Here is a 23,672-nt window from a genome sequence, read left to right as displayed (position 1 = left end):
GGGGCCAAAATGACGGCGGCCATGCAAGAGCTTTTATCCATTCTCGACCTCGAGAAGCTGGAACACAACCTCTATCGTGGCCGCAGTCCCAAGCTCGACTGGCAAAGAGTGTTCGGCGGGCAGACGATCGCGCAGGCGCTTGTCGCCGCGCAACGCACCGTGACGCCGGAGCGGCACGTGCATTCGCTGCACGGCTATTTCATGCGGCCCGGCGATACCAAGGTGCCGATCATCTACGAGGTCGACCGCATCCGCGACGGCGGCAGTTTCACCACCCGCCGGGTGGTGGCCATCCAGCATGGCCACGCGATCTTTTCGCTGGAGGCCTCCTTCCAGGGTGACGAGCAAGGCCTGGAGCACCAGGTGCCGATGCCGCTCGACGTGCCGCCGCCCGACTCACTGATGACGCAACAGGAACTGATCGGAAAGTTCGGTGACGCGGTGCCGGAGGGCATCAGGCGTTATTGGGAGCGCGACCGGCCGATAGACATGAAGCCGGTGATGCTGGAGCACTATACGAGCCGCGAAAAGCTCGCGCCGGAACAGAAGATCTGGATCCGGACCGCGGGGCCGGTTCCGGCCGACAGGGCCACGCAGGCGGCCGTGCTTGCATATCTTTCCGACATGACGCTGCTCGACACCTCGACCTTCGCGCACGGACGGGCGGTGTTCGACCCGGACATCCAGGCGGCGAGCCTCGACCATGCGATGTGGTTCCATCGTCCGCACAGACTCGACGGCTGGATCCTTTATACGCAGGACAGCCCGTCATCGCAGGGCTCGCGCGGCTTTACCCGCGGCGCACTTTATGGGCAGGACGGCACGCTGATCGCCTCCGTCGCCCAGGAGGGCCTGATACGATTGAGGCATTCGCCCGCCGAATAGGCAAATTTTAAAATTTGCCTATTTTTTAGGCAGTTAGGCCGTGGCGCCAGCCCGGTCCGGACCGGCGAAATCCCGCATCCCGTTGATTTACAATCGGTTAATGCAGCGCCGCGCCAGTTGGCACGGAGCTTGAATTGCGCCCAGTACTCATCGGCTGCCTCAGGCGGCTCGGCGATGTCACGCAATCGCGGGGGACCGCATCAGCAAAGGGTGAAACCTTATGAAAATCGTGATGGCAATCATCAAGCCGTTCAAGCTCGACGAGGTGCGCGAAGCGCTCACCAATGTCGGGATACAGGGCCTGACCGTCACCGAAGTCAAAGGCTACGGGCGGCAGAAGGGGCATACTGAAATTTATCGCGGGGCCGAATACGCGGTCAGCTTCCTGCCGAAGATCAAGATCGAAGTCGCGGTCGCAACCGATCTTGTCGACAAGGCCGTCGAAGCGATCACCGCCGCGGCCAAGACCGGGCAGATCGGCGACGGAAAAATCTTCGTCTTCTCTATCGATCAGGCCGTGCGCATCCGCACCGGCGAAACAGACACAGACGCGCTTTGAGCCGCCAGCAGTCATGGAGACACCAATGAAAATTTCAGAAAGTTTTGCGCCGCTGGCGCGCACCGCCGTTCTCGGCGCGCTGGCTTTAGGGGCCTTTGGCACACTCGCCGCTTTCGCGCAGGAAACCGCGCCTGCCGCAGCCGAGGCCGCCGCCCCTGCTTTCACCGTCGACAAGGGCGATACCACCTGGATGATGATCTCCACGGTGCTCGTCCTCTTGATGACGATCCCGGGTCTGGCCCTCTTCTATGGCGGCCTCGTACGCGTCAAGAACATGCTTTCGGTGCTGATGCAGGTCTTTACCATCACCTGCGTGGCGATGATCATCTGGGTCGCTTACGGCTACAGTCTGACCTTCACCGCAGGCAACGCCTTCTTCGGCGGGTTTTCGAAGGTCTTTCTCTCCGGCGTCGACGTGACCACGCTTTCCGAAACCTTCACCAAGGGCGTCGCTATTCCCGAACTGGTGTTCGTCGTCTTCCAGATGACGTTCGCGGCGATCACGCCCGCCCTTATCGTCGGCGCCTTCGCCGAGCGTGTCAAATTCTCGGCCGTGGTCCTGTTCGTGATCCTGTGGTTGACATTCATCTACTTCCCCATCGCCCATATGGTCTGGTTCTGGGGCGGCCCGAGCGCTTATTCGGATCCGTCCGGATTGATCTTCGGCTTCGGCGCCATCGACTTCGCCGGCGGCACCGTCGTTCACATCAATGCCGGCATTGCAGGCCTCGTCGGCGCGATCATGATCGGCAAGCGCATCGGCTACAAGAAGGACGTCATGGCGCCGCACTCCATGACGCTCACCATGGTCGGCGCCTCGCTGCTTTGGGTCGGCTGGTTCGGCTTCAACGCTGGCTCCAACCTCGAGGCCAATGCCTATGCCGTGCTGGCGATGATCAACACTTTCGTGGCGACCGCCGCCGCGGCGGTGACCTGGATAATTCTGGAAACGCTTCTGCGCGGAAAGGCCTCGATGCTGGGCGCCGTTTCCGGCGCGGTCACCGGCCTCGTCGCCGTCACGCCGGCGGCCGGCTTTGCCGGCCCGATGGGCGCGATCGTACTCGGCATCGTGGCGACCTGCGGCTGCTATTTCTTTGTCTCGGTGGTGAAGAACACGTTCAATTACGACGATAGCCTCGACGTGTTCGGCATCCATTGCATCGGCGGCATCATCGGCGCGCTCGGCACCGGCATTCTGGTCAATCCCGCCCTCGGCGGCGCCGGTATCGTTGACTATTCGACGGCCGACTTCGCGGCGGGCTATGCCGGCGTGTCCACCCAGGTGTGGGCGCAGTTCAAGGGCGTCGCGGTCACGCTGCTTTGGTCGGGCATCGGCAGCGCGATCCTCTATAAGATCGTCGACCTGATCGTTGGGCTGCGTCCGACCCCCGAGGTCGAGATGGAAGGCCTTGATCTCACCTCGCATGGCGAAGTGGCATACCACTCGTAAGGTTCTGCGATGGGCGCGGCTGCCGCGCCCATCGTTTGCGAATCCCGTCGGGCGGCAATCAAGTCTCCCGCACCTGAACCCGGCTCCGGCCGGGTTCTTTTTGTCTCTCGGTTCCCTTGAAAATGTACCATGTCCCGCAGATCCAAGGACTTCGAGGCGCGATCGTCAACACGAGGTTGACGCTGGACGCCGATTGTCGAACTATCCGGCAAGGGTGGGCATATTCGAGGAGCAGTATCATGAGATCTCGCAAGCTTGCCGTTGTCGCCTCCACCCTTCTGGCGATGTCGCTCGCCGGTTGCGCAACGAGCGAACAGCAGCAGCGCGCCGGTACCGGTGCATTAGTGGGCGCTGGCGTTGGCGCTCTCGCCGGCCAGGCCATCGGCGGCAACACCAAGTCAACGGTCGTGGGCGCCGGCGCCGGTGCACTTCTTGGCGCTGCCGTAGGTACTGCGACCACTCCACGTCCGCAGTATTGCCAATACCGGCGTTCGGACGGCTCGATCTACACCGCACCGTGCTAGGCGCCTGACCTGCCGGGCGGATCGGACGCAGCATGTTCGCGCGTTCGGCCGCCCGGGCCGCCCTTTCGGCAAGAACCATCAAGCCGCGATCAGCGACAATGCGCCGTTCCGTGGCCGGAAGCGCGAGCATGCGCCCCAGGGGCAAGATGCATGGTTAATGCGGCCTTAACCTTCCCCCCGATAGGCTGGGGGCCGAATCTGCCCGAGGCTTGTCGTCGGGCGCCATAAATTTGCGGACGGGGAACGGCATGCGTTCAGCCACACATTTCGCGCTGACCGATAATACGGGGCATGGCTTTCAGGCATTCGCACGCCGGCAGGTCGGCCGGGCGGCAGGCCTGGCGCTTTTGGCCGCCGTCGCCTTCGGCCTCGCCAGCCTCGGCACGTGGAACGTCGCCGATCCCAGTTTCAGCCACGCCACCGACAACCCGGTTACCAACGCCATGGGCTATCCCGGCGCGGTGTTCTCCGATCTCGCCATGCAGTTCTACGGGCTGTCTGCCGTCGCCGCGCTCGTGCCCGCCGTGATCTGGGCGTTCTTTTTCGCCACCGCGCGCGGCGTCGATCGCATGCCGCGTCGCGCCCTGGCATGGTTCGGCGCATCCCTGCTCTATGCGGCGATCGCCGGCTGCGTGTCCGCGCCCCCGACTTGGCCGCTCCCGTCCGGGCTGGGCGGCGTTTTCGGCGACATGGTGCTGAAACTGCCTTCGCTCGCGACCGGCGGTTATCCGACCGGCTGGGTCGCAAGCCTCCTGGTGATGATCTTCGCCGGGCCCGCAGTCTGGCTTTCGGCCTATGGCTCGGGACTGCTCTCGCGCAAGAACGGCTTCGCGCAGATGGACGAGGCTCCCGTCCGCGAGGAACGCGAGCCGGACAATCTGGCGTTCGACGACGATGACGAGGGCATCCTGGCGCTCGGCGCGATTACTCACTGGTGGCTTTCGATCCGGGCCTTCATCCGCCGCCGGGCCGCAAATCGCCGCAGGCGCGATGACGGCTTCGAAGACGTCCGGCCGTCGAGCGGCTGGCGCCGCGCCGCCGAGCGCGTCGAGTTCGCGGAAATGGCCGAAGCCCGGGTCAGCGCCAAGGGCCGGGCCAGGGTCGAGCCTGAATTCTTCGCAGCCATGGTCGCCGATGGACGCGCGCCATCAATCGATCCGGACGACGATGCGTATCTCATGCCCGAGACGGACGATGGGCACGCCGGTGGCCCGCAGGTACAGAATTTCCGCTCGCCCTCTTCGGTGAGGGTGGAAGGCCCCGCACCACGCCCGGCGCCCGGTGCACGCGTACAGCGCGAAGCGCAGGCTTCGCTGATAGGTTCCTCTAAATTCGAGATGCCGACGCTGCATTTCCTGAGTGAGCCTAAGAACGTCGTGCGGGATGCTTCGCTGTCGAAAGACGCGCTGGAGCAGAATGCAAGGCTGCTCGAAGGCGTGCTGGAGGATTTCGGCGTCAAGGGTGAGATCATCCATGTTCGCCCGGGACCGGTGGTGACGCTCTACGAGCTGGAGCCGGCGCCGGGCATCAAATCGTCGCGTGTCATCGGCCTTGCCGACGATATCGCCCGCTCGATGAGCGCGATCGCTGCTCGCGTCGCCGTCGTACCGGGCCGCAATGCCATCGGCATCGAACTGCCCAACGCTAAGCGCGAAACGGTCTATCTGCGCGAGATCCTGGCCAGCCGCGACTTCGAGACCACCAAGGCCAAGCTTGCGCTGGCGCTCGGCAAAACGATCAACGGCGAGGCGGTGATCGTTGACATCGCCAAGATGCCGCACGTGCTCGTCGCCGGCACCACCGGCTCGGGCAAGTCGGTGGCGATCAACACGATGATCCTGTCCCTGCTCTACCGCATGACGCCGCAGGAGTGCCGGCTGATCATGATCGATCCGAAGATGCTGGAGCTTTCCGTCTATGACGGCATCCCGCACCTTTTGACGCCTGTCGTCACCGATCCCAAGAAGGCTGTCGTGGCGCTGAAATGGACGGTGCGGGAAATGGAGGACCGCTACCGCAAGATGTCGAAGGTCGGCGTGCGCAACATCGAAGGATTCAACCAACGCGTCGCTTTGGCCGAGAAGAAGGGCGAACGGATCTCGCGCACGGTGCAAACCGGGTTCGACAAGCAGACGGGCGAGGCGATCTACGAAACGGAAAATCTCGACCTTGAGCCAATGCCGTTCATCGTAGTGATCATCGACGAGATGGCAGACCTGATGATGGTCGCCGGAAAGGATATCGAAGGCGCGGTGCAGCGTCTGGCGCAGATGGCCCGCGCCGCCGGCATCCACGTCATCATGGCGACCCAGCGTCCGTCGGTCGATGTCATCACGGGCACGATCAAGGCGAATTTCCCGACCCGCATCTCGTTCCAGGTCACCTCCAAGATCGACAGCCGCACCATCCTGGGCGAGCAGGGCGCCGAGCAACTGCTCGGCATGGGCGACATGCTCTACATGGCCGGCGGCGGACGCATCCAGCGCGTGCACGGTCCGTTCGTTGCGGACGACGAGGTCGAGAAGGTCGTCGCGCATCTGAAGCTGCAGGGCGTGCCCGAATATCTCGACGCGATCACCGAGGATGACGACGATGATGAGGATGACGGCGGTTCGCGTTCCGGTGGCGGTGGTTCTGGCGGCGGCAACTTCGATGATTCCGACGACCCCTACGATCAGGCGGTCGCGGTGGTGCTGCGCGACGGCAAGGCGTCGACCAGCTACATCCAGCGTCGCCTCGGCATAGGCTACAACCGCGCCGCCTCGATAATAGAGAAGATGGAGAGGGAAGGCATAGTCGGCCCGGCCAATCATGCAGGAAAGCGCGAAATCCTCGTACCGACCGAGGACGACAAGTTTTAGGCTGCCCTCCTGACATCGGAGCCCCTTGCCGTCGCCCAACTTAGGCCCAACTAGCTTCATATCGAGCATGCTACGTTGATGAACGCGAAAAGTGATACCGGCATGAAAAGCAAAAATCCGAATTCGCATCCTTCCGGCTTCGGCCGGCGTGCATTTCTTGGCCTTGCCCTTGTTGCTGCAGGCGGCATGGCCTTCCCCGGTTTGGGGCTCGTCCCGGCCCAAGCCCAGGCCGCAGCTTCCGAGACGGCGCAGAAGATCGCCGACCATTTCGCCAATGTCCGCACCATGACCGGCGAATTCGTGCAGTTCGGGCCGAGGGGCGAACAGACCGGCGGAAAATTCTATATCCAACGCCCCGGCAAGATCCGCTTCAACTATGACGGCTCTGCCGGCTTCAAGGTCGTATCCGACGGCCAATCCGTCATACTCGACAACAAGAAAATGAACACGATGGACCTCTACCCTCTGTCGAAGACGCCGCTGAAGCTGCTGCTCGACGAGCGCATCGATCTCTCCGGCAACAAGGTCAGGAGCGTCAAGGAAGAGGACGATCTGACCACTATCCAGCTCGCCGATAGATCGGTTTTCGGAAATTCGCGTATCACCATGATGTTCGACCCGAAATCATACGATCTGCGCCAATGGACCATCACCGACGCGCAGGGCAAAGACACCACGGTGATGATCTTCAACGTGCAGCAGGACGTGAGGCTGGACCAGGATCTCTTCAAGATCGACTACCAGCGCAATATCGACCTGAACAAGAAGAAGAATTCGAACCGGTAGGACGCTGCCCGCGGCTAACCGTGGGAGAGGATCCTGCGGCGGCTTTAGCTGTGGAAAGCTTTGGCCGCGCCCGCCTGCTGATGCTGTGCGCTTGTAATCGTCAGGCGGCGCTGTCAGTTTCCGGCTTCATGCTGTCCGGATATCCCCATGACATTCACTATAGCCACCTGGAACATCAATTCCGTGCGGCTGCGCATGCCCATCGTCGAGCGGCTTCTGATCGAGCATGCGCCCGACATTCTGTGCCTCCAGGAAACAAAATGTCCCGACGACCTTTTTCCGTCGGCGGCGTTTCGAAAGCTGGGTTACGAGCACATTTCGATCAGCGGCCAGAAGGGCTATCACGGCGTGGCGACGGTGGCTCGCCGGCCGATCGAAACGATAGAGAAGCGCGATTTCTGCCTGAAGGGCGACTGCCGGCATCTTTCGGTCCGGATTTCGGCCGGAGGAAAGTCGCTGCTGGTGCACAATTTCTACGTTCCCGCCGGCGGCGACGAACCCGATCCGGAGATCAACTGGAAGTTCCGCCACAAGCTTGATTTCGTTACCGAAATGAATGCGATCCGCGCGGAACACGACGAGCTTTCCGGGTCTATTCTGGTTGGCGACCTGAATATCGCGCCGCTCGAGCACGATGTGTGGTCGCACAAGCAGCTTCTCAACGTGGTCAGCCATACGCCGATCGAAACGGAAAGCTTCGAGGCCATGCGCGAGGCCGGCGAGTGGAAGGACCTGATGCGGCTCAACGTGCCGCTCGACCAGAAGCTCTTCACCTGGTGGAGCTATCGCGCCCAGGACTGGGAGCTTTCAAACCGCGGGCGGCGGCTCGACCATATCTGGTCTTCGTCGAACCTGGTCGAGAACCTGTCCAGCATCGAGATATTGCGCGAGGCGCGCGGCTGGGAACGGCCCTCCGACCATGTGCCGGTCGTTGCGCGGTTCGATCTTGATTAATCGGGCGCAAATCTCGGGGCGAGTTCCTCGATGCGGCGGATCATCGCCTGAAGCTCTTCGACGATGCGCTGGTGCAGGGCGATTGCCGCCTCGGGATATTCCTCGAGGATGCGGTGGAACATCTTGCGGTTCAGCCGCAGGACCTCGGCATCGGTCTCTGCCGCCGCACTTGTCAGCCGCGTCGTATCAGCAATGAGCGCAAGTTCGCCGAGCACGGCTCCGGGTTCGACGGCGCCGACCGGTACGCGCTCGCCGTCGTTCTCGCGAAACAGGCCGATCGTTCCCTTGACCACCACATAGGCGGAATCTGCCACATCGTCTTCGCGGTAAAGTTTTCGCCCGGCGGGCAGCCGCATCGGTTCCGCTCCGAAGGCGAGCAAACGCAACTGTTCAGGCGTGAAGCCCTCAAAGAGCCGCACGCCGGACAGGATGCGAATGTCGTCATCCAGCGCCATGGTGTCCCCGATTCACGGCGCTGATTCCTCCGGCTTTTTTCGGCGGCCCCCACCTGCCGAAGATCCGATCACGGAACCAGCTTGTATCCGCCGCTTTCTGTCACAAGAATTTCCGCATTGGAAGGATCACGCTCGATCTTCTGGCGGAGCCGGTAGACATGCGTTTCGAGCGTGTGGGTGGTGACGCCGGAATTGTAGCCCCAGACCTCCTCGAGAAGGATGTCGCGCGTCACCACTTTCTGGTCGGCGCGGTAGAGATATTTGATGATCGACGCTTCCTTTTCGGTGAGCCTCACCTTCGCGCCGCGCTGGTCGATCAGCAGTTTCTGGCTGGGCTTGAAGGTGTAAGGGCCGACCGAGAAGGTCGCGTCCTCGCTCTGCTCGTGCTGCCGCAGCTGGGCGCGGATGCGGGCAAGCAGGACGGCGAAGCGAAACGGCTTGGTGACGTAGTCATTGGCGCCCGCCTCCAGCCCGAGGATCGTGTCGGAATCGGTGTCGTGGCCCGTAAGCATGATGATCGGGGCCTTGTAGCCGCCCTTGCGCAAAAGCTTCACCGCCTCGCGGCCGTCCATATCCGGCAGGCCGACGTCCATCACGAGTAGATCTATCAACCCCGCGCGGGCGACCGCGATGCCCTTTGCGGCGGTCGCTTCCTGCAGCACGTCGAATTCCTCATAGAGCGACAATTGCTCGACGAGCGTGGATCGCAGGTCGTCATCGTCGTCGACAATCAGGATGGTTCGGGACGTCATGGATCAATCCGTTGTTTTCTAAATGAATAATTCTGTTGACCGTTCACCGTTTATGCGGAACTTGATCGCCGCGACAGCCCAGTCACGGTGATTTGTTTCGCGATGCGATCATACTCTAAAAAACGTGAGCGCAAGGGGTCGGAAGCAAAATTGCCGTCCGGCCTTTCAATTCTGACTGTGCGGGCAAAGCCTGGGGACCGCTCCAAAGGGCTCCTGAACGCCGGCGGAACGGTGTTTCCGTGCGCTCTCGGCCGTGGCGGCATATCCTCCGCCAAACGCGAAGGAGATGGCGCGACGCCGCTTGCGCGCATGCGTATTCTCTCCGGTTACTTCCGCCGCGACCGGTTTTCGCAGCGGAACTCCCGGCTGCCCCTGACCCCGATCGATACGGCGCTCGGCTGGTGCGAAGTTCCGGACGACCGCAACTATAACCGGCCGGTCAAGCTTCCCTATGCAGCCAGCCACGAACACATGCTGCGCGACGACCGGCTCTACGATGTCTGCATCGTGCTCGACTGGAACATCTCGCCGCGCCGGCGCAGGCGCGGCAGCGCGATCTTCTTTCATCTCGCACGGCCGGGATTCACGCCGACGCAGGGCTGCGTGGCGGTGACGGCCAAGGTCATGGCGCGGCTGCTGCCCAAGCTCTCACGCCGAAGCGTCTTGCGGGTCACGCGTTAGATTGTGCGTGACCCGCTTTCAGAAGGTCGGCAACTTTCGCAGCGAATTAGAATCGCGAACGGAGTTCATCAAGACGCAGCTTGCTGATCTCGCGATCGACAATCGCGGCTATGTCGCGTCGCTCTACGCCGATGTCGCGCAATTCGTGATCGGCAAGCCGTTCGAGATCCTGCAGCGCAAGGCGGCGGCGCTCCCGGATACGGAAGAATGCCGCAATCCAATCGAAGAGCGATGCCGCTGGCTTTGCCGGAGCCGTGCTTTCGACGATGTCGTTGCAGTATGCCATGGTCTCTGCCTTTCAAAATCAGTTTGAAGCTAATGCCATGGCCGTATGATAGTCGATTGAAACAGCAACCAAAAACGAGTAGTTTTTATCGTATCAGATACTCTTCTTTGAAGATTGGCCCATGCCTCTGCACATTCCCGGCACGCGCGCTCTGAGGACATTTGAAGTTGCCGGACGCCATCTCAATTTCACGCGCGCGGCGGCCGAACTTGGGCTGACGCCTGCTGCCGTCAGCCATCAGATCAAGGAGTTCGAGGATCGGCTTGGCGTAATACTGTTCCAGCGCACCAGTCGTTCAATGCGGCTGACACAGCCGGGCGAAATCCTTCATGCCGCAACGACGGAGGCACTGGACGGGCTGGCCCGCGCGGCTGCACGCGCCCGGAAGAGCAGTGCGACGCAGCTCAAAGTGACGGCGCCTGCCTCCATCGCCGCCAAATGGCTGGTGCCGCGTATCGACGAGTTCATGGAGCTGTGGCCGGACATCGATGTGAGGATGGACGTTTCGCCGAATGTTCGTGATTTCGCCCGTGACGACATCGACGTGGCGATCCGCTGGGGCAAGGGTGACTATCCCGGCATGCGCGCCGACAGGCTGTTCGACGATACGATCTCGCCGGTTTGCAGCCCCAAGCTCCTCGAAGCAAACCGACCGTTGAAAGAGCCGCGCGATCTCATGAATTACAGGCTGATCCACGTGTCATGGAGCGGGCAGGGCGTGACCTGGCCTGACTGGCGCATGTGGATGCTGGCGGCCGGCATAAAGGATTTCGACGAAGGGCCGGGACTGCATTTTGCCGATCTCGTCGCCGGCTATCCAGGCGGCAATCGATGGCCAGGGCGTGGTGCTTGGCGATTCGTCGCTGGTGGCGGACGACCTTGCCTCGGGGCGTCTGGTTCAGCCTTTTGAACTCTCGATTAAGGGGCCGCCGCAATTTGCGTATTACATTGTCTCGCCGGCCGAGACAGCCGGCGATCCGCTTGTGCGCGCCTTCCGCGAATGGGTGCTGGAGGAAGCGGCGAAGACACCTTCGAGTACCCGGTCAATGACCGGCTGAGGTCACACGCCGAACCAGCCGATCACGCCGCCCATGATCACAGCCACGCCAAGCCAGTGGCCGGCGTCGATGACGGTCAGGTCCCAGCCAAAGCCCTCGTAGCGCTGGTTGACGGCGGTCGAGGTTGCGAGAAAGCCGAGCCAGAGGAAGAAGCCGGACACGACGCCGTTCCATAAGGTGACCTGACCCGTGCCGAGATGGCCGATCACGCCGGCCATGACCCAGGCCATCACCAGTTCGCAGACGAAGCTCGTTACGAACGGAACGGCGCTCATCTTGACGGTCGTCGGATCGATGCGCGTCGCCCTGATCCAGGGCTTCGACAGTGCGCTGTACCATGCCGCTCCGAACGCGAAGGCGGCGACAGCGGCGAGGATGATTGCAAGATAGTTCATGCCGGCGAAATTCATGCGCGACTCCCCTGTTCGCCCGGATTCAACGCCTGCGCAGGGCACCCGTCAAGCGAAGCGCCAGACCGTGGTTTTCTTCACGTCCGCGTCCTCGAGCGCCCGGGTGACCGGAACCTGATAGACGGCGAGCGCCTGCATTCTGTCCTTCGGCAAATAGGAGCGGCCGGGATCGCCGATGAGGATTTCGGCGCCACGGGCATGCAGGGTGGAGAACCAGGGGACGAGCCGCTCGGCGAAGGGTCTGTCGTAGAAGACGTCGCCAGCCAGAACGACGTCCCAGCCGTCGTCGGTGCCTATGACATCCGAGCCGGTAAATTCGATGGAGATTCCATTGGTGCGGGCGTTGAGGCGGACCGCTGCCTCGCAGAAAGGATCGATGTCGGCTGCCAGAATGTCGCGCGCGCCAGCCATATGCGCCGCGATCGCCACCAGGCCGGAGCCGGAGGCGAAATCCAGCACGCGCCTGCCGCGCACGGTCTCTGGATGGTCGAGAATATAGCGGGCCAGCCCCTGCCCGCCGGCCCAGGCAAAGGCCCAGAAGGGCGGCGGCAGGCCGATTGCGGCCAGCTCGTCCTCGGTCTTCAACCAGAGGTCGTGCGCCTCGTCCGCGACGTGCAGCCTGATCTCTGGGACATGAGGCGGCGCCGAAAGCGAAGTGTTGGCGAGAATGAAGCTCTCGGCCTCCGCCGGCGCCAGGCTGTTCACGGCGTCGGCACGAGGCCGCCCATCCGGCAGACTTCCTTCCATTCATCCGGCGTGACCGGCTGGACCGACAGGCGGGAGTTCACCACCAGCACCATCTTCGCCAGTTTCTCGTTGGCCTTGATCTGGTCGAGCGTCGGGGGATTGGGAACATCCCTTACCGCCCGCACGTCGACGCATTCCCAGCGTGGATCGTCGGTGGTGCTGTCGTGATGCGCGAGCCCGCAGACCTCGACGATGCCGACCACGTCCAACCCTTCGTTGGAGTGGTAGAAGAAGCCAAGGTCGCCGATCTGCATGGCGCGCATATTGTTGCGGGCCTGGTAATTGCGCACGCCATCCCATTGCGTGCCGGCCTTGCCCTTGGCCTTCAGCATCTCGAAGGAAAAGGTCGAAGGTTCCGATTTGAAAAGCCAGTAATTCATGTCCGCGATCCCTCTTCTCGCATCATTGCATTACGTATTCGCCGGATTGTTGAAGACCCAGTTCCAGGGTTGGATGTCGGCCGTCGCAAACAGCCCGGCCTTGGCGTACGGGTCGGCAGCGGCGACGGCGCGCGCCGCGTCCTTGTCCGCAGCCTCGACCACCACAAGGCTGCCGCAGGGCTTGCCGTCGTCATCCAGGAACGGCCCGGCGAATTTCAGCGTGCCCTCGGCATTGAGCCCGTTCAGGAAGGCGACATGGTCCGGGCGGTTGTCGAGCCTGACCTGCAGATGGCCGGGCTTGTCACGGCAAATGAACGCAAACAGCATTGTTTCTCCTCGAATTCCTATTCAGCCTCGGTTCGCAGCGGCCGCGACATCAATGCCGCGACTGCTTCCCTGGTGGTGATGGCGCGTTCCAATATTTGAGCTGTCGCTCCGATGATCGGTGCGTCGATGCCGCGTCCGCGGGCAATGCGAGCGGCGATCGCGGCCGTCGCGACACCCTCGGCGAGCGGACGGCCCGCAAGATCCTCGCCGCGGCCCAGCGCCAAGCCGTAGGCAAAATTGCGGGACTGCGCCGACGAGCAGGTCAAGAGCAGGTCGCCGAGGCCGGAGAGCCCCATCAGCGTCTCCGGGCGCGCGCCGAAGGCAGCGCCGACGCGGCGCAGCTCAACGAAGCCCCGGGTCACCATCGCCGCCTGCGCGCTGGCGCCGAGGCCGGCGCCGGTGATCGCGCCGGCGGCGATCGCGAAGACATTCTTCAGCGCGCCGCCGATTTCGACGCCGATCAGATCGTCGGTCGAGTAGCAGCGCAGATTGGCGGCTGAGAAGCGCAGCGCGAGCGTTGCGGCCAGCGCCTCCTCGCGGGCCGCCACAACCACGGCCGTGGGCAGGCCCCTGGCGACGTCGGAGGCGAAGCTCGGCCCGGAAAGTGCCGCCACCGGATTCTTCGGCAGGATTTCGCCGGCGATGGCCGATAATAACGTGCCGGTTTCGCGCTCGATGCCCTTGGCGCAGAGGACGAGGGGAATGTTTTCGGGCATCTTGCCACGAGCGAGGCTCAACACCTCGCGCAGCGACTGTGCCGGCGTGACCGCCAGAACGCAGTCGGCGCCGCTCAAGGCGGCTTCCATGTCATTCGTCGCTTCGATGCCCCTGCCGAACTCGATGCCGGGCAGATAGTGCGGGTTTTCGCCTGCCGAGATCGCGGCCGCGTCTTTGGCGTCGCGGGCCCACAGCCGGGCCTTGTGCCCGGCGCGCAGCATGGAAAGCGCAAGTGCGGTGCCCCAGGCCCCGCCGCCGAGCACAGTGACAGAATAGCTGCTCATGCCTTGGCCCCCCGCCTGCCCGAACCAACGACAGGCGCCGAAATGCTGTCGAGCGGCCAGCGCGAGCGCGGTACGAAATCCATGGCATGCGGATCGGTCATGCCTGCCCTCAGGCGCTCTATGCCGGCCCAGGCGATCATGGCTGCGTTATCGGTGCACAGTATGTGCGGCGGCGCGACGAAGCGGAAGCCATATTCGCCGCAGAGCGCTTCCAACGTCGCCTTGATCTGGCGGTTGGCCGCAACGCCGCCTGCCACGACTAGGGCCGGGGAGGCGGTGTCGGGAAACTCGCTGCGGAAGCGTGACAGCGCGCGCAAAACGCGGTCGCCGAGCGCATCGGAGACCGCCAACTGGAACGAGGCGCAGATGTCGGCGACATCCTTGTCGGACAGCGGCGAGATTTCCGTGGCCGCCTGGCGCACCGCCGTCTTCAATCCTGAGAAGGAAAAGTCGGGACGCTGCTCGCCCTTCATTGGTCGTGGAAAGGCGAAGCGGGACGGATCGCCGCGCGTCGCAGCGATCTCGACGTTCGGGCCGCCGGGATAGGGCAGGCCGAGCATCTTTGCGGTCTTGTCGAACGCCTCGCCCAGCGCATCGTCGATGGTCGTCGCCCAGCGCTGGTAGTCGCCGACGCCGCGGACCAGCACGATCTGGGTGTGGCCGCCGGAGACCAGCAGCAGCAGATAGGGAAAGGCGAGGCCGTCGGTCAGCCGGGCGGTCAGGGCATGGCCTTCGAGATGGTTGACGGCGATCAGCGGCTTGCCGGCCGACATGGCCATTGCCTTGGCCGTCATCAGGCCGACGATCAGCCCGCCGACGAGGCCGGGACCGGCCGTGGCCGCGATGGCGTCGATCTCTGAGAGATCGGTCCCGGAATCGGCCAGCGCCGCCTCAATGACGCCGTCCAGCGCCTCGACGTGGGCGCGAGCCGCGATTTCGGGCACGACGCCGCCGAAGGCCGCGTGCTCCTCGATCTGGCTGAGCACGATATTGGACAGAATTTTCGGGCCACGACCGCCGGCCTCCAGCGCGACGACGCTGGCTGCGGTTTCGTCGCAGCTCGTCTCGATACCCAGTACCCGGAATGATTTGTCGCGCTGTACCATTGTTGCCGGAGCGCCCTTTCCCCGATAGGAGAACCTTTGGGCAGATAACCCTGTTCGCGGGGTGGGTATCACGGACCGCGCCATGCAAACAACAGCCTTCAAAATCGGGACACGCGGCAGCCCGCTTGCACTCGCGCAGGCGCTGGAAACACGCGACCGGCTGAGGGCGGCGCACGGCCTGCCGGAGGACGCGTTCGCCATAGAGGTGATTTCGACCAGCGGCGACCGTATCCAGGACCGGCCGCTGTCGGAAGTCGGCGGCAAGGGGCTTTTCACCAAGGAAATCGAGGAGGCGCTGCTTTCCGGCCGCATCGACATCGCCGTCCACTCTTCGAAGGACATGGCGACGGTATTGCCGGACGGGCTGGAGCTCTCGGCTTTCCTGCCGCGCGAGGATCCGCGCGACGCCTTCATCGGCAAGACTGCGCCCTCCATAGTCGAACTGCCGCACGGCGCTACCGTGGGCTCGTCGTCGCTGCGCCGGCAGGCGCTGCTCCTGCGCATGCGGCCCGACCTGAAGGTGGTGATGTTCCGCGGCAATGTGCAGACGCGCCTGCGCAAGCTCGAAGAGGGGCTCGCCGACGGAACGATCCTGGCGAATGCCGGTCTGCGGCGGCTCGGGCTTGAGCATGTCGCGACCCATCTGATGCCGCTTGGCACATTTCCCCCTGCGCCGGGACAGGGCGCCATCTGTGTCGAAAGCCGTATCGCCGATGAACGCGCGGCTTCGCTCGTCGCTGCGATCGATCACCGGCCCACCGCGCAGGCCCTGGCCTGCGAGCGGGCTTTCCTGGCGGTCCTCGACGGCTCGTGCCGCACGCCGATAGCCGGTCACGCGGTGGTGGAGGGCGACGACCTTTCCTTCACCGGTCTGATCCTGACGCCGGACGGGCGCGAAGCGCATGAGGTATCCGGCGCCGGCCGCGCCGAGGATGCCGCCGCGATCGGCCGCGCCGCCGGGCAGGAGGTTCGGGCAAAGGCCGGGACGCGGTTCTTTGAAGGCTGGGCCTGAATGACCCGCCGCGTCCTGGTGACCCGGCCGGAACCCGGGGCGTCGCAAACTGAAAAACGGCTGCGCGGTATGGGATTCTTGCCGCTGATGCTGCCGCTGTCGGAAACCCGCGCCCTGCCGGTCGTTTCGGTTCCGGAAATGTTCGACGCCGTCGCGGTGACGAGCGCCAACGCCATCCGCCATGCATCACAGGCGCTTCTCGAACGGCTTGCCGGCAGCCGCTGCTATGTGGTGGGGCAAAAGACCGCGGCGGCGGCTCGCAAGGCCGGATTTGCCGATGTCGTGACCGGACCCGGCGACGCCGAAGCGCTGGCGGATGCCATTGTTTCAGCCGAGAAATGTGGAGCCGCGATCCTTTATCTCTGCGGACGCGTCCGCCTGCCGGCATTCGAGAAAAGTCTCCGCGCCGCCGGCATCGATGTGCGTCCCGTCGAGACCTACAATACCACGGAAATAAGCTACGAAAGCAAAGTCGCTCGCCGCATGCTGGGCGAACAGCCGATCGATGCAGTGCTCTTGTATTCGGCAAGGGCAGCAGAGGCCCTTGCGGGTCTTGCAAGCCGGTCCGAACTCGCTTCGCTGTTCAAAGGGGCCGCCCTTTACTGCCTCTCGCCGCGCGTCGCCTCTGCGCTTGTCTCAAGCGATGGTGAACAAATCCATGTTGCGGCGGAACCGAACGAGGACACGCTGCTTCTGCTACTCGAAAGAACCCGCTGAATCCCGCCATCACGCCGCCCCTTTTCAGCCGATGCTGGTGTGATAGTTAGTTGTCCGATACATCGTCCCCGCGTTCCGGGATCGAATTTACAAGAATTGCGGAGGCCGCCATGGTCAAGACGCCGAAGACGCGGCATTCCAAGCCGCAGCGCGAGCCGGTGACGATAGAGCTGGAACCGGACGCGGTTTCGCGCGTCGAAGAGACTAGCGAAAGCATTGATGGCGACCAGCGGGCCGAGCCGCAGCCGGCGGCGGAATTCGTCGAGGCCGAGAAGGAGGGCGTGAGCGAGCCCGCCGCCGAATATGCCGGCGAACCGGTTGAAGCTGCCGCTGAACCGACGATTCCTACCGATCCCGAATCGGATGCGCCGCACCGGCCCTATGGCTATGGCTTCGAGGCCGAGGAAGCGCCGCGGCGCGAAAGAGCGGAAGGGCTGGATGCCGGCGCGACCGCGGCGCCTGAGCAGCCTTCTGTCGTATCGGAGCCGAAACGAAATGGATTGGCGCCCGTGGCGGCCGGGCTGATCGGCGCCGTCCTGGCGCTCATCGGCGCGGGCGGACTGCAATATGCGGGTGTACTCGGGAGCCCCGGAGCGACAAGCGGCGCTCCCGCGCTCAATGGCGTCCAGTCGGAAATCGCGTCGCTGCAACAGGAGATAGCGGCGCTGAAGCAGAGCGCAGCCGCTCCGGATGCCGACATTGCGGGACGGGTCGAAGGCCTTTCGGCTTCGCTGGATCAGGTCAAGGCGGATGTGGCGGCCCTGCAGCAGACGGCCGCCTCCGCCGGCAGTGGCGACAATGCCGGGCTGCAGGCGCTGGACAGCCGAGTCAAGGAGATCGAGACGGCGATCGCCGGCCTCGGCCAGACCGGAGCGCAAGCCCCGGCCGCCGAGATCGCAGCCATCGGCGACCGTATTGCCGGCCTTGAGGCGCTGGTCAAATCGGCGGGAGAGAAGGCAACGGCCGATGAAGGGCGGATTGCCGCGCTGGAAGAGAACGTGGCGGCGCTTTCCGGGAAGATCGACGCCCAGGCGGCGCAGCCCAAGATCGCCATGGCGATCGCGTCCTCGGCATTGAAGGCCGCGGTGGATCGCGGCGCGCCTTTCCTGGCCGAACTGGAGACCTTTGCGGCCATCGCGCCCGATGCGCCCGAGATTCCTGAACTGCGCGTCCATGCCGAAAGGGGTGTTGCCTCGCGGGACGACATCCTCGCCGAGACCGATGAAGTGGCCAAGGCGATGATCGCCGCCGAACGCACCGTCAACACCAATGCCGGTTTCTTCGAGCGGCTGCTCAACAGCGCCGAATCGCTGGTCACGGTCCGGCCAATCGGAGCGGTCGAGGGCGAAGGCGTGCCTGAAACGGTTGCCCGCATGGAAGTGGCGCTGAATGCCGGGGACTATGCCGCGGCCATCGCTGAATATGAGAAGCTGCCCGAAAACGTCCAGGCTGCAGCGGGCGTGTTCATCGAGAAGGTCCGCAACCGCCTCGCCGTCGAGCGACTGCTGGATCAGGCAGTCGCCGCAGCGATGAAGGCGTGAGTAGGACCTCTAGATGATACGCATCCTTTTCTTCCTCCTCATTGTCTTCGCGCTCGGTCTCGGCTTTGCCTGGCTTGCCGACCGTCCCGGCGACATGGTGGTTACCTTCAGCGGCTATCAGTACCAGGTGAGCCTGATGGTGGCGGCGGTCGCGGTCACCGCCGTGGTTGCGGCCGTGATGATCGTCTGGTGGCTCACCAAGGCGATCTGGAACAGCCCCTACACGGTGGCGCGCTATTTCCGGGTGCGCCGGCGCGACCGCGGCTACCAGGCGCTGTCGACCGGCATGATCGCGGCCGGTGCCGGCGATGCCGGACTGGCGCGCAAGATGAACAAGCAGGCGGCGAAGCTGATCCGCTCCGACCAGGAGCCACTCATCCAGTTGCTGGACGCTCAGTCCTCGCTGCTCGAAGGCGACCATGACGGCGCGCGGCAGAAATTCGAGGCGATGCTCGACGATCCCGAAATGCGGCTGCTCGGCCTGCGCGGGCTCTACCTCGAAGCCGAACGGCTCGGCGAAAAATCCGCCGCGCGGCATTATGCCGGTCGCGCCACCGACCTGGCGCCGCAGCTTGGATGGGCAGCCGAATCGACGATGGAGGAGAAGGTCGAGCGCGGCGATTGGGATGGCGCGCTCAAGCTTGTCGACGCGCAGAAGTCCAGCCGCCAGATCGAGCGTGACGCCGCCAATCGCCGCCGCTCCGTGCTGCTGACGGCCAAGGCCATGGCGCTCCTCGACTCCGACCTGCCGGCCGCCCGCAGCGCCGCCGTCGAAGGCAACCGGCTGCGCCCGGATTTCGCGCCGGCGGCGGTGATAGCCGCCAAGACGCTATTCAGGCAGAACGACATCCGCAAGGGCGCCAAGATCCTTGAAGCTGCCTGGAGGGCCGAGCCGCACCCAGAAATCGCCGACCTCTATGTCCATGCACGCCCTGGCGACGCCACGCATGACCGGCTGACGCGGGCGCGCAAGCTGCAGTCGCTGAAGCAGAACCACCCCGAATCCTCGCTGATCGTGGCGCGCGCCGCCCTCGATGCCGGCGAATACCGGATTGCGCGGGATGAGGCCGAGGCCGCCATACGGATGCAGCCGCGCGAAGGCGCCTACCTGCTGCTCGCCGACGTCGAGGAGGCCGAGACAGGCGACCAGGGCAAGGTGCGGCAGCTCCTGTCAAAGGCCGTGCGTGCGCCGCGCGACCCGGCCTGGGTCGCTGACGGGTATATTTCCGAGCGCTGGGCGCCCGCCTCGCCGGTGACCGGCAGGCTCGATGCATTCGAGTGGCGCGCGCCGATGGAGCGTCTCGGCCAGCTGATAGAGCAGTATGAGGAGCACCCGTCGCTGCAGATCGAGAAACCCGCGCTTGTCGCGCCGGTCGAAAGCCCGACGCAAAAGCCCGCTTATGTCGAGGAGGTGGCGCCCGTAGTGGAGCCGGCCGTGCCGGTCGAACCGGCAGCAGCCGGAGAAGCGAAAGCGCCGGCGCCAATCGCGGCTCCGCCGCCCGCGCCGGCGGCCGACATTTCCCGCGAGCAGAAGCGTCGGGCGCTCGCCGCGGTCGCCGACGCCGACGCTCGGGACAAGGCGCCGCCCCCTGTGCCCCCTCTCCCGGATGATCCGGGCGTCGATCCCGATGACACCGCCGAAACCGAACCACGCCGGTTCCGGCTTTTTTGAATTCCGACTTGCTGAGGCAGACCAATGTTTGAACGCCTGGTTTCCTTCCTGAAGGGGCTGCCGCCCGGAGCGCCGGGATCGCGGCTCGAGCGCGAGGACGACCCGCGAGTAGCGGCCGCGGCGCTGATGTTCCATGTGATGAACGCGGATGGGGTGCGCCACGATGTCGAATGGGAGCGGCTCAAGGACGTGCTTTCGGAGAGCTATGGTGTGAGCGGAGACGAGTTGGAGACTTTGATTGCAGCCGGCGAGAAGGCCGACAACGAGGCAATCGACCTCTACGCGTTCACCAGCGTCCTGAAACGGCATCTCGACGAGGAGGCGCGCATCGAATTCATCCGGGCAATGTGGGAGGTCGTCTATGCCGACGGCGTGCTGCACGAACTCGAAGACAATACATTGTGGCGCGTGGCCGAACTGATTGGCGTCGACCGCCGCGAACGGGTGCTGGCGCGCCAGGAGGCTGCCCGTAACGCGCCCGGCGCGATCGGCGAATCGACGGACGAGTAGCATTCATGCCGCGCGTGGCGACGCGGGCCGTGAGGCCGAAAATTCTGATCGTGCTGCACCAGGAAACTTCGAGCCCCGGCCGCGTCGGCCATCTGCTTCTAGAAAACGGCTTCGATCTCGACATCAGGCGGCCGCCGCTCGGCGACGAATTGCCCGAGACGCTAGACCATCACGCCGGCGCTGTCGTGTTCGGGGGGCCGATGAGTGCCAACGACCACGATGACTTCGTCAAGCGCGAGACCGAATGGCTCGCCGTCCCGCTGAAGGAGAACCGCCCGTTCCTCGGCATCTGCCTTGGCGCGCAGATGCTGGTGAACCATCTCGGCGGCAGGGTCGAGGGCCATGGCGAAGGGCTGGTCGAGATCGGCTGGTATCCTTTGAAGCCGACCGAAGAGGGTAAGCAACTGATGCACTGGCCCGAAATGGTCTACCAGTTCCACCGCGAAGGCTTTTCGTTGCCGTCGGGCGCGACGCTGCTGGCGACGGCAGAAACCTATCCGAACCAGGCCTTCCGCTATGGCGGCAATGCCTGGGGCATCCAGTTCCACGCCGAGCTGACGCGGGTGATGATGCACCGCTGGGTGGTGCGCGGGGCGCATCGCTTCGAACTGCCCGGCGCCCAGCCTGGCCGCGACCATCTCGGCGGCAGGCTGATCTGGGACATGCATCTGAAGCGCTGGCTCGCCGAGTTCCTGGAGACGATCTTCGGCACGCCCGAACGCTGAACCGTCCGGCGGCGTCAATCTCTTCCGTCGAGATGGCGCACCTTGCGCAGCTCCGGAAACAGGAAGGCCCAGAGGCCTGCGACCGCCACTGCTCCTACCCCGCCGAATACCACCGCCGGTACCGTGCCGATCAGCGCCGCCATCGTGCCGGCGCGGAATTCGCCGAGCTCGTTGGATGCGCCGACGAACACCATGTTGACGGCATTGACGCGGCCGCGCACCTCGTCGGGTGTCCAGAGCTGGATCAGCGTCTCGCGCACATAGACGCTGACCATGTCGGTCGCGCCCAGCATGGCCAGCGCGAAGATCGACAACCACGGAACCGTCGATACGCCGAAGACGACCGTGAACACGCCGAACATCGCGACGAAGAAGAACATGACCTGCCCAGCATGGTCCCTGAGCGGATGTCCGGCCAGCCAGACCGCGACGGCGAGCGAGCCGATGCCGGGAGCCGCACGAAGCAGCCCCAGCCCCCACGGACCCAGTTCCAATATGTCGCGTGCGTAGACAGGCAGCAGCGCGAACGCTCCAGACAGCAGCACGGCGAACAGGTCGAGCGAGATCGCGCCGAGCACGACCTTCTCCTTCCAGATGTAGCGGAAGCCGGCGAACAAGGTTTCCATGCTCGGCTTTTCGTTGGCTTCACGCTGTGCCGGCTTGGGGATGGAGAAGGCCAGCAGCGTGGCGGCTGTCATCAATACGGCCGCGATGCCATAGGCGGCCTCGGCCGACAGTCCATAGAGCAATCCGCCGGCTACCGGCCCGACAATGGTTGCCGTCTGCCAGGTAGACGAATTCCACGCTACTGCATTGGCGAAGTCTTCCTTGGGCACGAGATTGGCGACGAGCGATGCGGCAGCCGGTCCCAAGAAGGCGCGGGCGACGCCGAACACGGCGAGGACGGCAAAGATCGGCCCGACGCCGGTCAATCCGCGCAGCGTGAAGAACAGCAGCGCCAGCGCGCACAGCGCCTCGATGCCGGTCGAGAGCCCCATGATCAGGCGGCGTCCGAATCGGTCGGAAGCCGCGCCGGTGACCAGCACCAGAAGCAGCGCCGGCAGGAACTGGACGATGCCCACGAGGCCGAGGTCGAACGGATCGCGCGTCAGGTCATAGACCTGCCAGCCGACCGCCACCGAGACGATCTGGGTGGAGAAGGTCGCGAGGAAGCGGGCTATCCAGAAGCGCAGGAAAGCGCCGTGTCGAAATGCGGCATAGCGTTGGTCGGCGGAAACGGCGGCTTGAGAATTCATCGCGTGCTTGGATCAGAAAGCTCGGCTCGGATATGGCGAAGACAGGGGCCATAGCGCAGTTTGGCGGAGCGCGCGCGGGCTTATCGCCGCTGGACCAAGATTTCGCGGTTTGTCGGCCGTGAAGGATCGGGGCCCGGCCGGCGCTGCCAAAGTGAATCCGACGTGCTCCATTTTGCAGATCGGCGCATTCGATCTATACTCGCGGAAGCGGGCCGGTCCAGAGGCGGGAGGGTTTTCGCATGGGTGTCGAGGACGACAAGGCGACGGAAACGGTTCTTACGGTCCTGCAGGACCAATCGATCAACAAGATTCGGTTCAAGCTGAACCGGCGAGAAATATCGCCCTCGCTGTACCAGAAGGTCGCCAAGGCGATAAAGGACAAGAAGATAACCGTCCTGGTTCAACCGAGCCTGCTGGCCAGCGGCGAGTCGGGGCGATACTACCCCGAGATCAAGGTCGACAAGGACACGGAATTCTACGATGTCCTGGTCCTGCGATCATCGACGCTCGGAGCCAACGCCTCCGAGAAATTCAATGCCGCGCAGGTCATCATCCACGAGTGCACCCACGCGGGTTTCGATCTCCTCAAACTCGCGAAGATGACGCATGCCGAGCACGAGGCCGCGTCCTACATTGCCGGCGCGATCTTCTCGATCGAGAACATGCTCGCCATGAAGGGCGATCCCGCCAAGGTCATCTTCAGGGAGGCGATCGAACAGGCGGCTTGGAAGATCGGCATTCTGGAAGCAAAGGATCAGGCAGTTCCCAAGGAACTCTATGCCGCGCTCGATGCCGCCATTCGCGCCCATCCCGGCTACAAGCACCATGCCGATCATACAGCGAAGAACGACGGAGTCGGCCGGGAATGGAAACTGAAATAGGGAGCAACGCAGCGCAGTGTTCCGGTGCAGGAGGCTCACATCTGCGGGGTTGCGGAAACGGGTGAAGAATCTGTCGTGTGAATAATTTCACATACTTGTTACGGGCGCCGTTGCACAAATGGCAATCGGGTTGAAG

At 63.9% G+C, this 23,672-nt stretch carries 27 protein-coding genes; 17 read left to right on the top strand and 10 right to left on the bottom strand.

What is annotated here, in order from left to right:
- Positions 1 to 9: 9 nt before the first annotated feature.
- From ACG873_RS23450 to ACG873_RS23420, 7 genes are all read left to right on the top strand, one after another.
- On the top strand, positions 10 to 885 hold the full coding sequence (locus ACG873_RS23450; protein ID WP_394888075.1) for an acyl-CoA thioesterase: 876 nt from the start codon (positions 10 to 12) through the stop codon (positions 883 to 885).
- 220 nt (positions 886 to 1,105) lie between these two features.
- On the top strand, positions 1,106 to 1,444 hold the full coding sequence (locus ACG873_RS23445; RefSeq protein WP_394888074.1) for a P-II family nitrogen regulator: 339 nt from the start codon (positions 1,106 to 1,108) through the stop codon (positions 1,442 to 1,444).
- Positions 1,445 to 1,469: 25 nt separating this feature from the next.
- Positions 1,470 to 2,894 (top strand): ammonium transporter, encoded by a 1,425-nt coding sequence (locus tag ACG873_RS23440; protein WP_394888072.1) that lies wholly within the window; start codon positions 1,470 to 1,472, stop codon positions 2,892 to 2,894.
- Positions 2,895 to 3,133: 239 nt separating this feature from the next.
- Complete coding sequence (locus ACG873_RS23435) at positions 3,134 to 3,418, top strand: YMGG-like glycine zipper-containing protein (protein WP_394888069.1); 285 nt, start codon at positions 3,134 to 3,136, stop codon at positions 3,416 to 3,418.
- Between the two features lie 248 nt (positions 3,419 to 3,666).
- Complete coding sequence (locus ACG873_RS23430) at positions 3,667 to 6,279, top strand: FtsK/SpoIIIE family DNA translocase (protein ID WP_394888067.1); 2,613 nt, start codon at positions 3,667 to 3,669, stop codon at positions 6,277 to 6,279.
- Positions 6,280 to 6,381: 102 nt separating this feature from the next.
- Complete coding sequence (locus tag ACG873_RS23425; RefSeq protein ID WP_394888064.1) at positions 6,382 to 7,065, top strand: outer membrane lipoprotein carrier protein LolA; 684 nt, start codon at positions 6,382 to 6,384, stop codon at positions 7,063 to 7,065.
- A gap of 147 nt (positions 7,066 to 7,212) precedes the next feature.
- Positions 7,213 to 8,019 carry an exodeoxyribonuclease III gene (locus ACG873_RS23420; protein ID WP_394888061.1) on the top strand — a complete coding sequence of 269 codons (807 nt, stop codon included), beginning with the start codon at positions 7,213 to 7,215 and terminating at the stop codon, positions 8,017 to 8,019.
- Here ACG873_RS23420 and ACG873_RS23415 read toward each other — a convergent pair.
- A complete protein-coding gene (locus ACG873_RS23415) occupies positions 8,016 to 8,474 on the bottom strand; it encodes a Crp/Fnr family transcriptional regulator (protein ID WP_394888058.1) in 459 nt (152 codons plus the stop codon). The genes ACG873_RS23420 and ACG873_RS23415 overlap by 4 nt on opposite strands.
- A gap of 68 nt (positions 8,475 to 8,542) precedes the next feature.
- Positions 8,543 to 9,226, bottom strand: coding sequence for a response regulator transcription factor (locus ACG873_RS23410; RefSeq protein ID WP_394888056.1), 684 nt, complete (start codon positions 9,224 to 9,226; stop codon positions 8,543 to 8,545).
- A gap of 87 nt (positions 9,227 to 9,313) precedes the next feature.
- Between ACG873_RS23410 and ACG873_RS23405 the strand changes: the two genes are divergently transcribed.
- Positions 9,314 to 9,907, top strand: a complete 594-nt coding sequence (locus tag ACG873_RS23405) for a L,D-transpeptidase family protein (protein ID WP_394888054.1) — start codon at positions 9,314 to 9,316, stop codon at positions 9,905 to 9,907.
- Between the two features lie 46 nt (positions 9,908 to 9,953).
- On the opposite strand, the gene ACG873_RS23400 is transcribed toward ACG873_RS23405, so the two are convergent.
- Positions 9,954 to 10,193 (bottom strand): DUF1127 domain-containing protein, encoded by a 240-nt coding sequence (locus ACG873_RS23400; RefSeq protein ID WP_394888051.1) that lies wholly within the window; start codon positions 10,191 to 10,193, stop codon positions 9,954 to 9,956.
- Positions 10,194 to 10,314: 121 nt separating this feature from the next.
- Between ACG873_RS23400 and ACG873_RS23395 the strand changes: the two genes are divergently transcribed.
- Positions 10,315 to 11,103: a LysR substrate-binding domain-containing protein gene (locus tag ACG873_RS23395; RefSeq protein WP_394888050.1), complete on the top strand. Its 789-nt coding sequence runs from the start codon at positions 10,315 to 10,317 to the stop codon at positions 11,101 to 11,103.
- Positions 11,036 to 11,251, top strand: a complete 216-nt coding sequence (locus tag ACG873_RS23390) for a LysR substrate-binding domain-containing protein (RefSeq protein WP_394888048.1) — start codon at positions 11,036 to 11,038, stop codon at positions 11,249 to 11,251. Before ACG873_RS23395 ends, ACG873_RS23390 begins: the two co-directional genes overlap by 68 nt.
- Before the next feature lie 2 nt (positions 11,252 to 11,253).
- Here ACG873_RS23390 and ACG873_RS23385 read toward each other — a convergent pair whose 3' ends face one another.
- From ACG873_RS23385 to tsaD, 6 genes are read right to left on the bottom strand one after another with little or no spacing between them, the layout of a single operon-like run.
- Positions 11,254 to 11,661 carry a DUF1761 domain-containing protein gene (locus ACG873_RS23385; RefSeq protein WP_394888045.1) on the bottom strand — a complete coding sequence of 136 codons (408 nt, stop codon included), beginning with the start codon at positions 11,659 to 11,661 and terminating at the stop codon, positions 11,254 to 11,256.
- A gap of 48 nt (positions 11,662 to 11,709) precedes the next feature.
- Positions 11,710 to 12,408 (bottom strand): class I SAM-dependent methyltransferase, encoded by a 699-nt coding sequence (locus ACG873_RS23380; protein WP_394888044.1) that lies wholly within the window; start codon positions 12,406 to 12,408, stop codon positions 11,710 to 11,712.
- Positions 12,363 to 12,788 carry an EVE domain-containing protein gene (locus ACG873_RS23375; RefSeq protein WP_394888042.1) on the bottom strand — a complete coding sequence of 142 codons (426 nt, stop codon included), beginning with the start codon at positions 12,786 to 12,788 and terminating at the stop codon, positions 12,363 to 12,365. Before ACG873_RS23375 ends, ACG873_RS23380 begins: the two co-directional genes overlap by 46 nt.
- 30 nt (positions 12,789 to 12,818) lie before the next feature.
- Complete coding sequence (locus ACG873_RS23370) at positions 12,819 to 13,115, bottom strand: YciI-like protein (RefSeq protein WP_394888040.1); 297 nt, start codon at positions 13,113 to 13,115, stop codon at positions 12,819 to 12,821.
- A gap of 17 nt (positions 13,116 to 13,132) precedes the next feature.
- Positions 13,133 to 14,116, bottom strand: coding sequence for an NAD(P)H-dependent glycerol-3-phosphate dehydrogenase (locus ACG873_RS23365; protein WP_394888038.1), 984 nt, complete (start codon positions 14,114 to 14,116; stop codon positions 13,133 to 13,135).
- Entirely contained in the window at positions 14,113 to 15,222 is a 1,110-nt protein-coding gene (tsaD, locus tag ACG873_RS23360; protein WP_394888036.1) for a tRNA (adenosine(37)-N6)-threonylcarbamoyltransferase complex transferase subunit TsaD, read from the bottom strand. The genes ACG873_RS23365 and tsaD overlap by 4 nt, the downstream gene beginning before the upstream one ends.
- Positions 15,223 to 15,304: 82 nt before the next feature.
- Between tsaD and hemC the strand changes: the two genes are divergently transcribed.
- From hemC to ACG873_RS23330, 6 genes are all read left to right on the top strand, one after another.
- Entirely contained in the window at positions 15,305 to 16,234 is a 930-nt protein-coding gene (gene hemC / locus ACG873_RS23355; RefSeq protein WP_394888034.1) for a hydroxymethylbilane synthase, read from the top strand.
- Positions 16,235 to 16,951 (top strand): uroporphyrinogen-III synthase, encoded by a 717-nt coding sequence (locus ACG873_RS23350; RefSeq protein WP_394888031.1) that lies wholly within the window; start codon positions 16,235 to 16,237, stop codon positions 16,949 to 16,951.
- A 110-nt stretch (positions 16,952 to 17,061) separates the two neighbouring features.
- Positions 17,062 to 18,492, top strand: a complete 1,431-nt coding sequence (locus ACG873_RS23345) for a COG4223 family protein (protein WP_394888030.1) — start codon at positions 17,062 to 17,064, stop codon at positions 18,490 to 18,492.
- A 13-nt stretch (positions 18,493 to 18,505) separates the two neighbouring features.
- Positions 18,506 to 20,164, top strand: coding sequence for a heme biosynthesis protein HemY (locus ACG873_RS23340; protein WP_394888027.1), 1,659 nt, complete (start codon positions 18,506 to 18,508; stop codon positions 20,162 to 20,164).
- Between the two features lie 24 nt (positions 20,165 to 20,188).
- Positions 20,189 to 20,674 (top strand): TerB family tellurite resistance protein, encoded by a 486-nt coding sequence (locus tag ACG873_RS23335; protein ID WP_394888025.1) that lies wholly within the window; start codon positions 20,189 to 20,191, stop codon positions 20,672 to 20,674.
- Positions 20,675 to 20,679: 5 nt separating this feature from the next.
- Complete coding sequence (locus tag ACG873_RS23330) at positions 20,680 to 21,399, top strand: glutamine amidotransferase (protein ID WP_394888023.1); 720 nt, start codon at positions 20,680 to 20,682, stop codon at positions 21,397 to 21,399.
- Between the two features lie 14 nt (positions 21,400 to 21,413).
- Here ACG873_RS23330 and ACG873_RS23325 read toward each other — a convergent pair whose 3' ends face one another.
- A complete protein-coding gene (locus tag ACG873_RS23325) occupies positions 21,414 to 22,655 on the bottom strand; it encodes an MFS transporter (RefSeq protein ID WP_394888021.1) in 1,242 nt (413 codons plus the stop codon).
- Positions 22,656 to 22,894: 239 nt separating this feature from the next.
- Between ACG873_RS23325 and ACG873_RS23320 the strand changes: the two genes are divergently transcribed.
- A complete protein-coding gene (locus tag ACG873_RS23320; RefSeq protein ID WP_394888020.1) occupies positions 22,895 to 23,536 on the top strand; it encodes a hypothetical protein in 642 nt (213 codons plus the stop codon).
- Positions 23,537 to 23,672 lie beyond the last annotated feature (136 nt).

The organism is Allomesorhizobium aridi (assembly GCF_043769475.1).
Classification (GTDB): Bacteria; Pseudomonadota; Alphaproteobacteria; order Rhizobiales; family Rhizobiaceae; genus Allomesorhizobium.
Note: the sequence above shows the minus strand (reverse complement) of the source record. Positions and strands in the feature narration are given on the sequence as shown.

Excerpts from the sequence above, each read along its gene's own strand:
- ACG873_RS23450 (WP_394888075.1), top strand. The coding sequence starts at position 10 with ATGACGGCGGCCATGCAAGAGCTTTTATCCATTCTCGACCTCGAGAAG.
- ACG873_RS23445 (WP_394888074.1), top strand. The coding sequence starts at position 1,106 with ATGAAAATCGTGATGGCAATCATCAAGCCGTTCAAGCTCGACGAGGTG.
- ACG873_RS23440 (WP_394888072.1), top strand. The coding sequence starts at position 1,470 with ATGAAAATTTCAGAAAGTTTTGCGCCGCTGGCGCGCACCGCCGTTCTC.
- ACG873_RS23435 (WP_394888069.1), top strand. The coding sequence starts at position 3,134 with ATGAGATCTCGCAAGCTTGCCGTTGTCGCCTCCACCCTTCTGGCGATG.
- ACG873_RS23430 (WP_394888067.1), top strand. The coding sequence starts at position 3,667 with ATGCGTTCAGCCACACATTTCGCGCTGACCGATAATACGGGGCATGGC.
- ACG873_RS23425 (WP_394888064.1), top strand. The coding sequence starts at position 6,382 with ATGAAAAGCAAAAATCCGAATTCGCATCCTTCCGGCTTCGGCCGGCGT.
- ACG873_RS23420 (WP_394888061.1), top strand. The coding sequence starts at position 7,213 with ATGACATTCACTATAGCCACCTGGAACATCAATTCCGTGCGGCTGCGC.
- ACG873_RS23415 (WP_394888058.1), bottom strand. The coding sequence starts at position 8,474 with ATGGCGCTGGATGACGACATTCGCATCCTGTCCGGCGTGCGGCTCTTT.
- ACG873_RS23410 (WP_394888056.1), bottom strand. The coding sequence starts at position 9,226 with ATGACGTCCCGAACCATCCTGATTGTCGACGACGATGACGACCTGCGA.
- ACG873_RS23400 (WP_394888051.1), bottom strand. The coding sequence starts at position 10,193 with ATGGCATACTGCAACGACATCGTCGAAAGCACGGCTCCGGCAAAGCCA.
- ACG873_RS23395 (WP_394888050.1), top strand. The coding sequence starts at position 10,315 with ATGCCTCTGCACATTCCCGGCACGCGCGCTCTGAGGACATTTGAAGTT.
- ACG873_RS23385 (WP_394888045.1), bottom strand. The coding sequence starts at position 11,661 with ATGAATTTCGCCGGCATGAACTATCTTGCAATCATCCTCGCCGCTGTC.
- ACG873_RS23380 (WP_394888044.1), bottom strand. The coding sequence starts at position 12,408 with ATGGAAGGAAGTCTGCCGGATGGGCGGCCTCGTGCCGACGCCGTGAAC.
- ACG873_RS23375 (WP_394888042.1), bottom strand. The coding sequence starts at position 12,788 with ATGAATTACTGGCTTTTCAAATCGGAACCTTCGACCTTTTCCTTCGAG.
- ACG873_RS23370 (WP_394888040.1), bottom strand. The coding sequence starts at position 13,115 with ATGCTGTTTGCGTTCATTTGCCGTGACAAGCCCGGCCATCTGCAGGTC.
- ACG873_RS23365 (WP_394888038.1), bottom strand. The coding sequence starts at position 14,116 with ATGAGCAGCTATTCTGTCACTGTGCTCGGCGGCGGGGCCTGGGGCACC.
- tsaD (WP_394888036.1), bottom strand. The coding sequence starts at position 15,222 with ATGGTACAGCGCGACAAATCATTCCGGGTACTGGGTATCGAGACGAGC.
- hemC (WP_394888034.1), top strand. The coding sequence starts at position 15,305 with ATGCAAACAACAGCCTTCAAAATCGGGACACGCGGCAGCCCGCTTGCA.
- ACG873_RS23350 (WP_394888031.1), top strand. The coding sequence starts at position 16,235 with ATGACCCGCCGCGTCCTGGTGACCCGGCCGGAACCCGGGGCGTCGCAA.
- ACG873_RS23345 (WP_394888030.1), top strand. The coding sequence starts at position 17,062 with ATGGTCAAGACGCCGAAGACGCGGCATTCCAAGCCGCAGCGCGAGCCG.
- ACG873_RS23340 (WP_394888027.1), top strand. The coding sequence starts at position 18,506 with ATGATACGCATCCTTTTCTTCCTCCTCATTGTCTTCGCGCTCGGTCTC.
- ACG873_RS23335 (WP_394888025.1), top strand. The coding sequence starts at position 20,189 with ATGTTTGAACGCCTGGTTTCCTTCCTGAAGGGGCTGCCGCCCGGAGCG.
- ACG873_RS23330 (WP_394888023.1), top strand. The coding sequence starts at position 20,680 with ATGCCGCGCGTGGCGACGCGGGCCGTGAGGCCGAAAATTCTGATCGTG.
- ACG873_RS23325 (WP_394888021.1), bottom strand. The coding sequence starts at position 22,655 with ATGAATTCTCAAGCCGCCGTTTCCGCCGACCAACGCTATGCCGCATTT.
- ACG873_RS23320 (WP_394888020.1), top strand. The coding sequence starts at position 22,895 with ATGGGTGTCGAGGACGACAAGGCGACGGAAACGGTTCTTACGGTCCTG.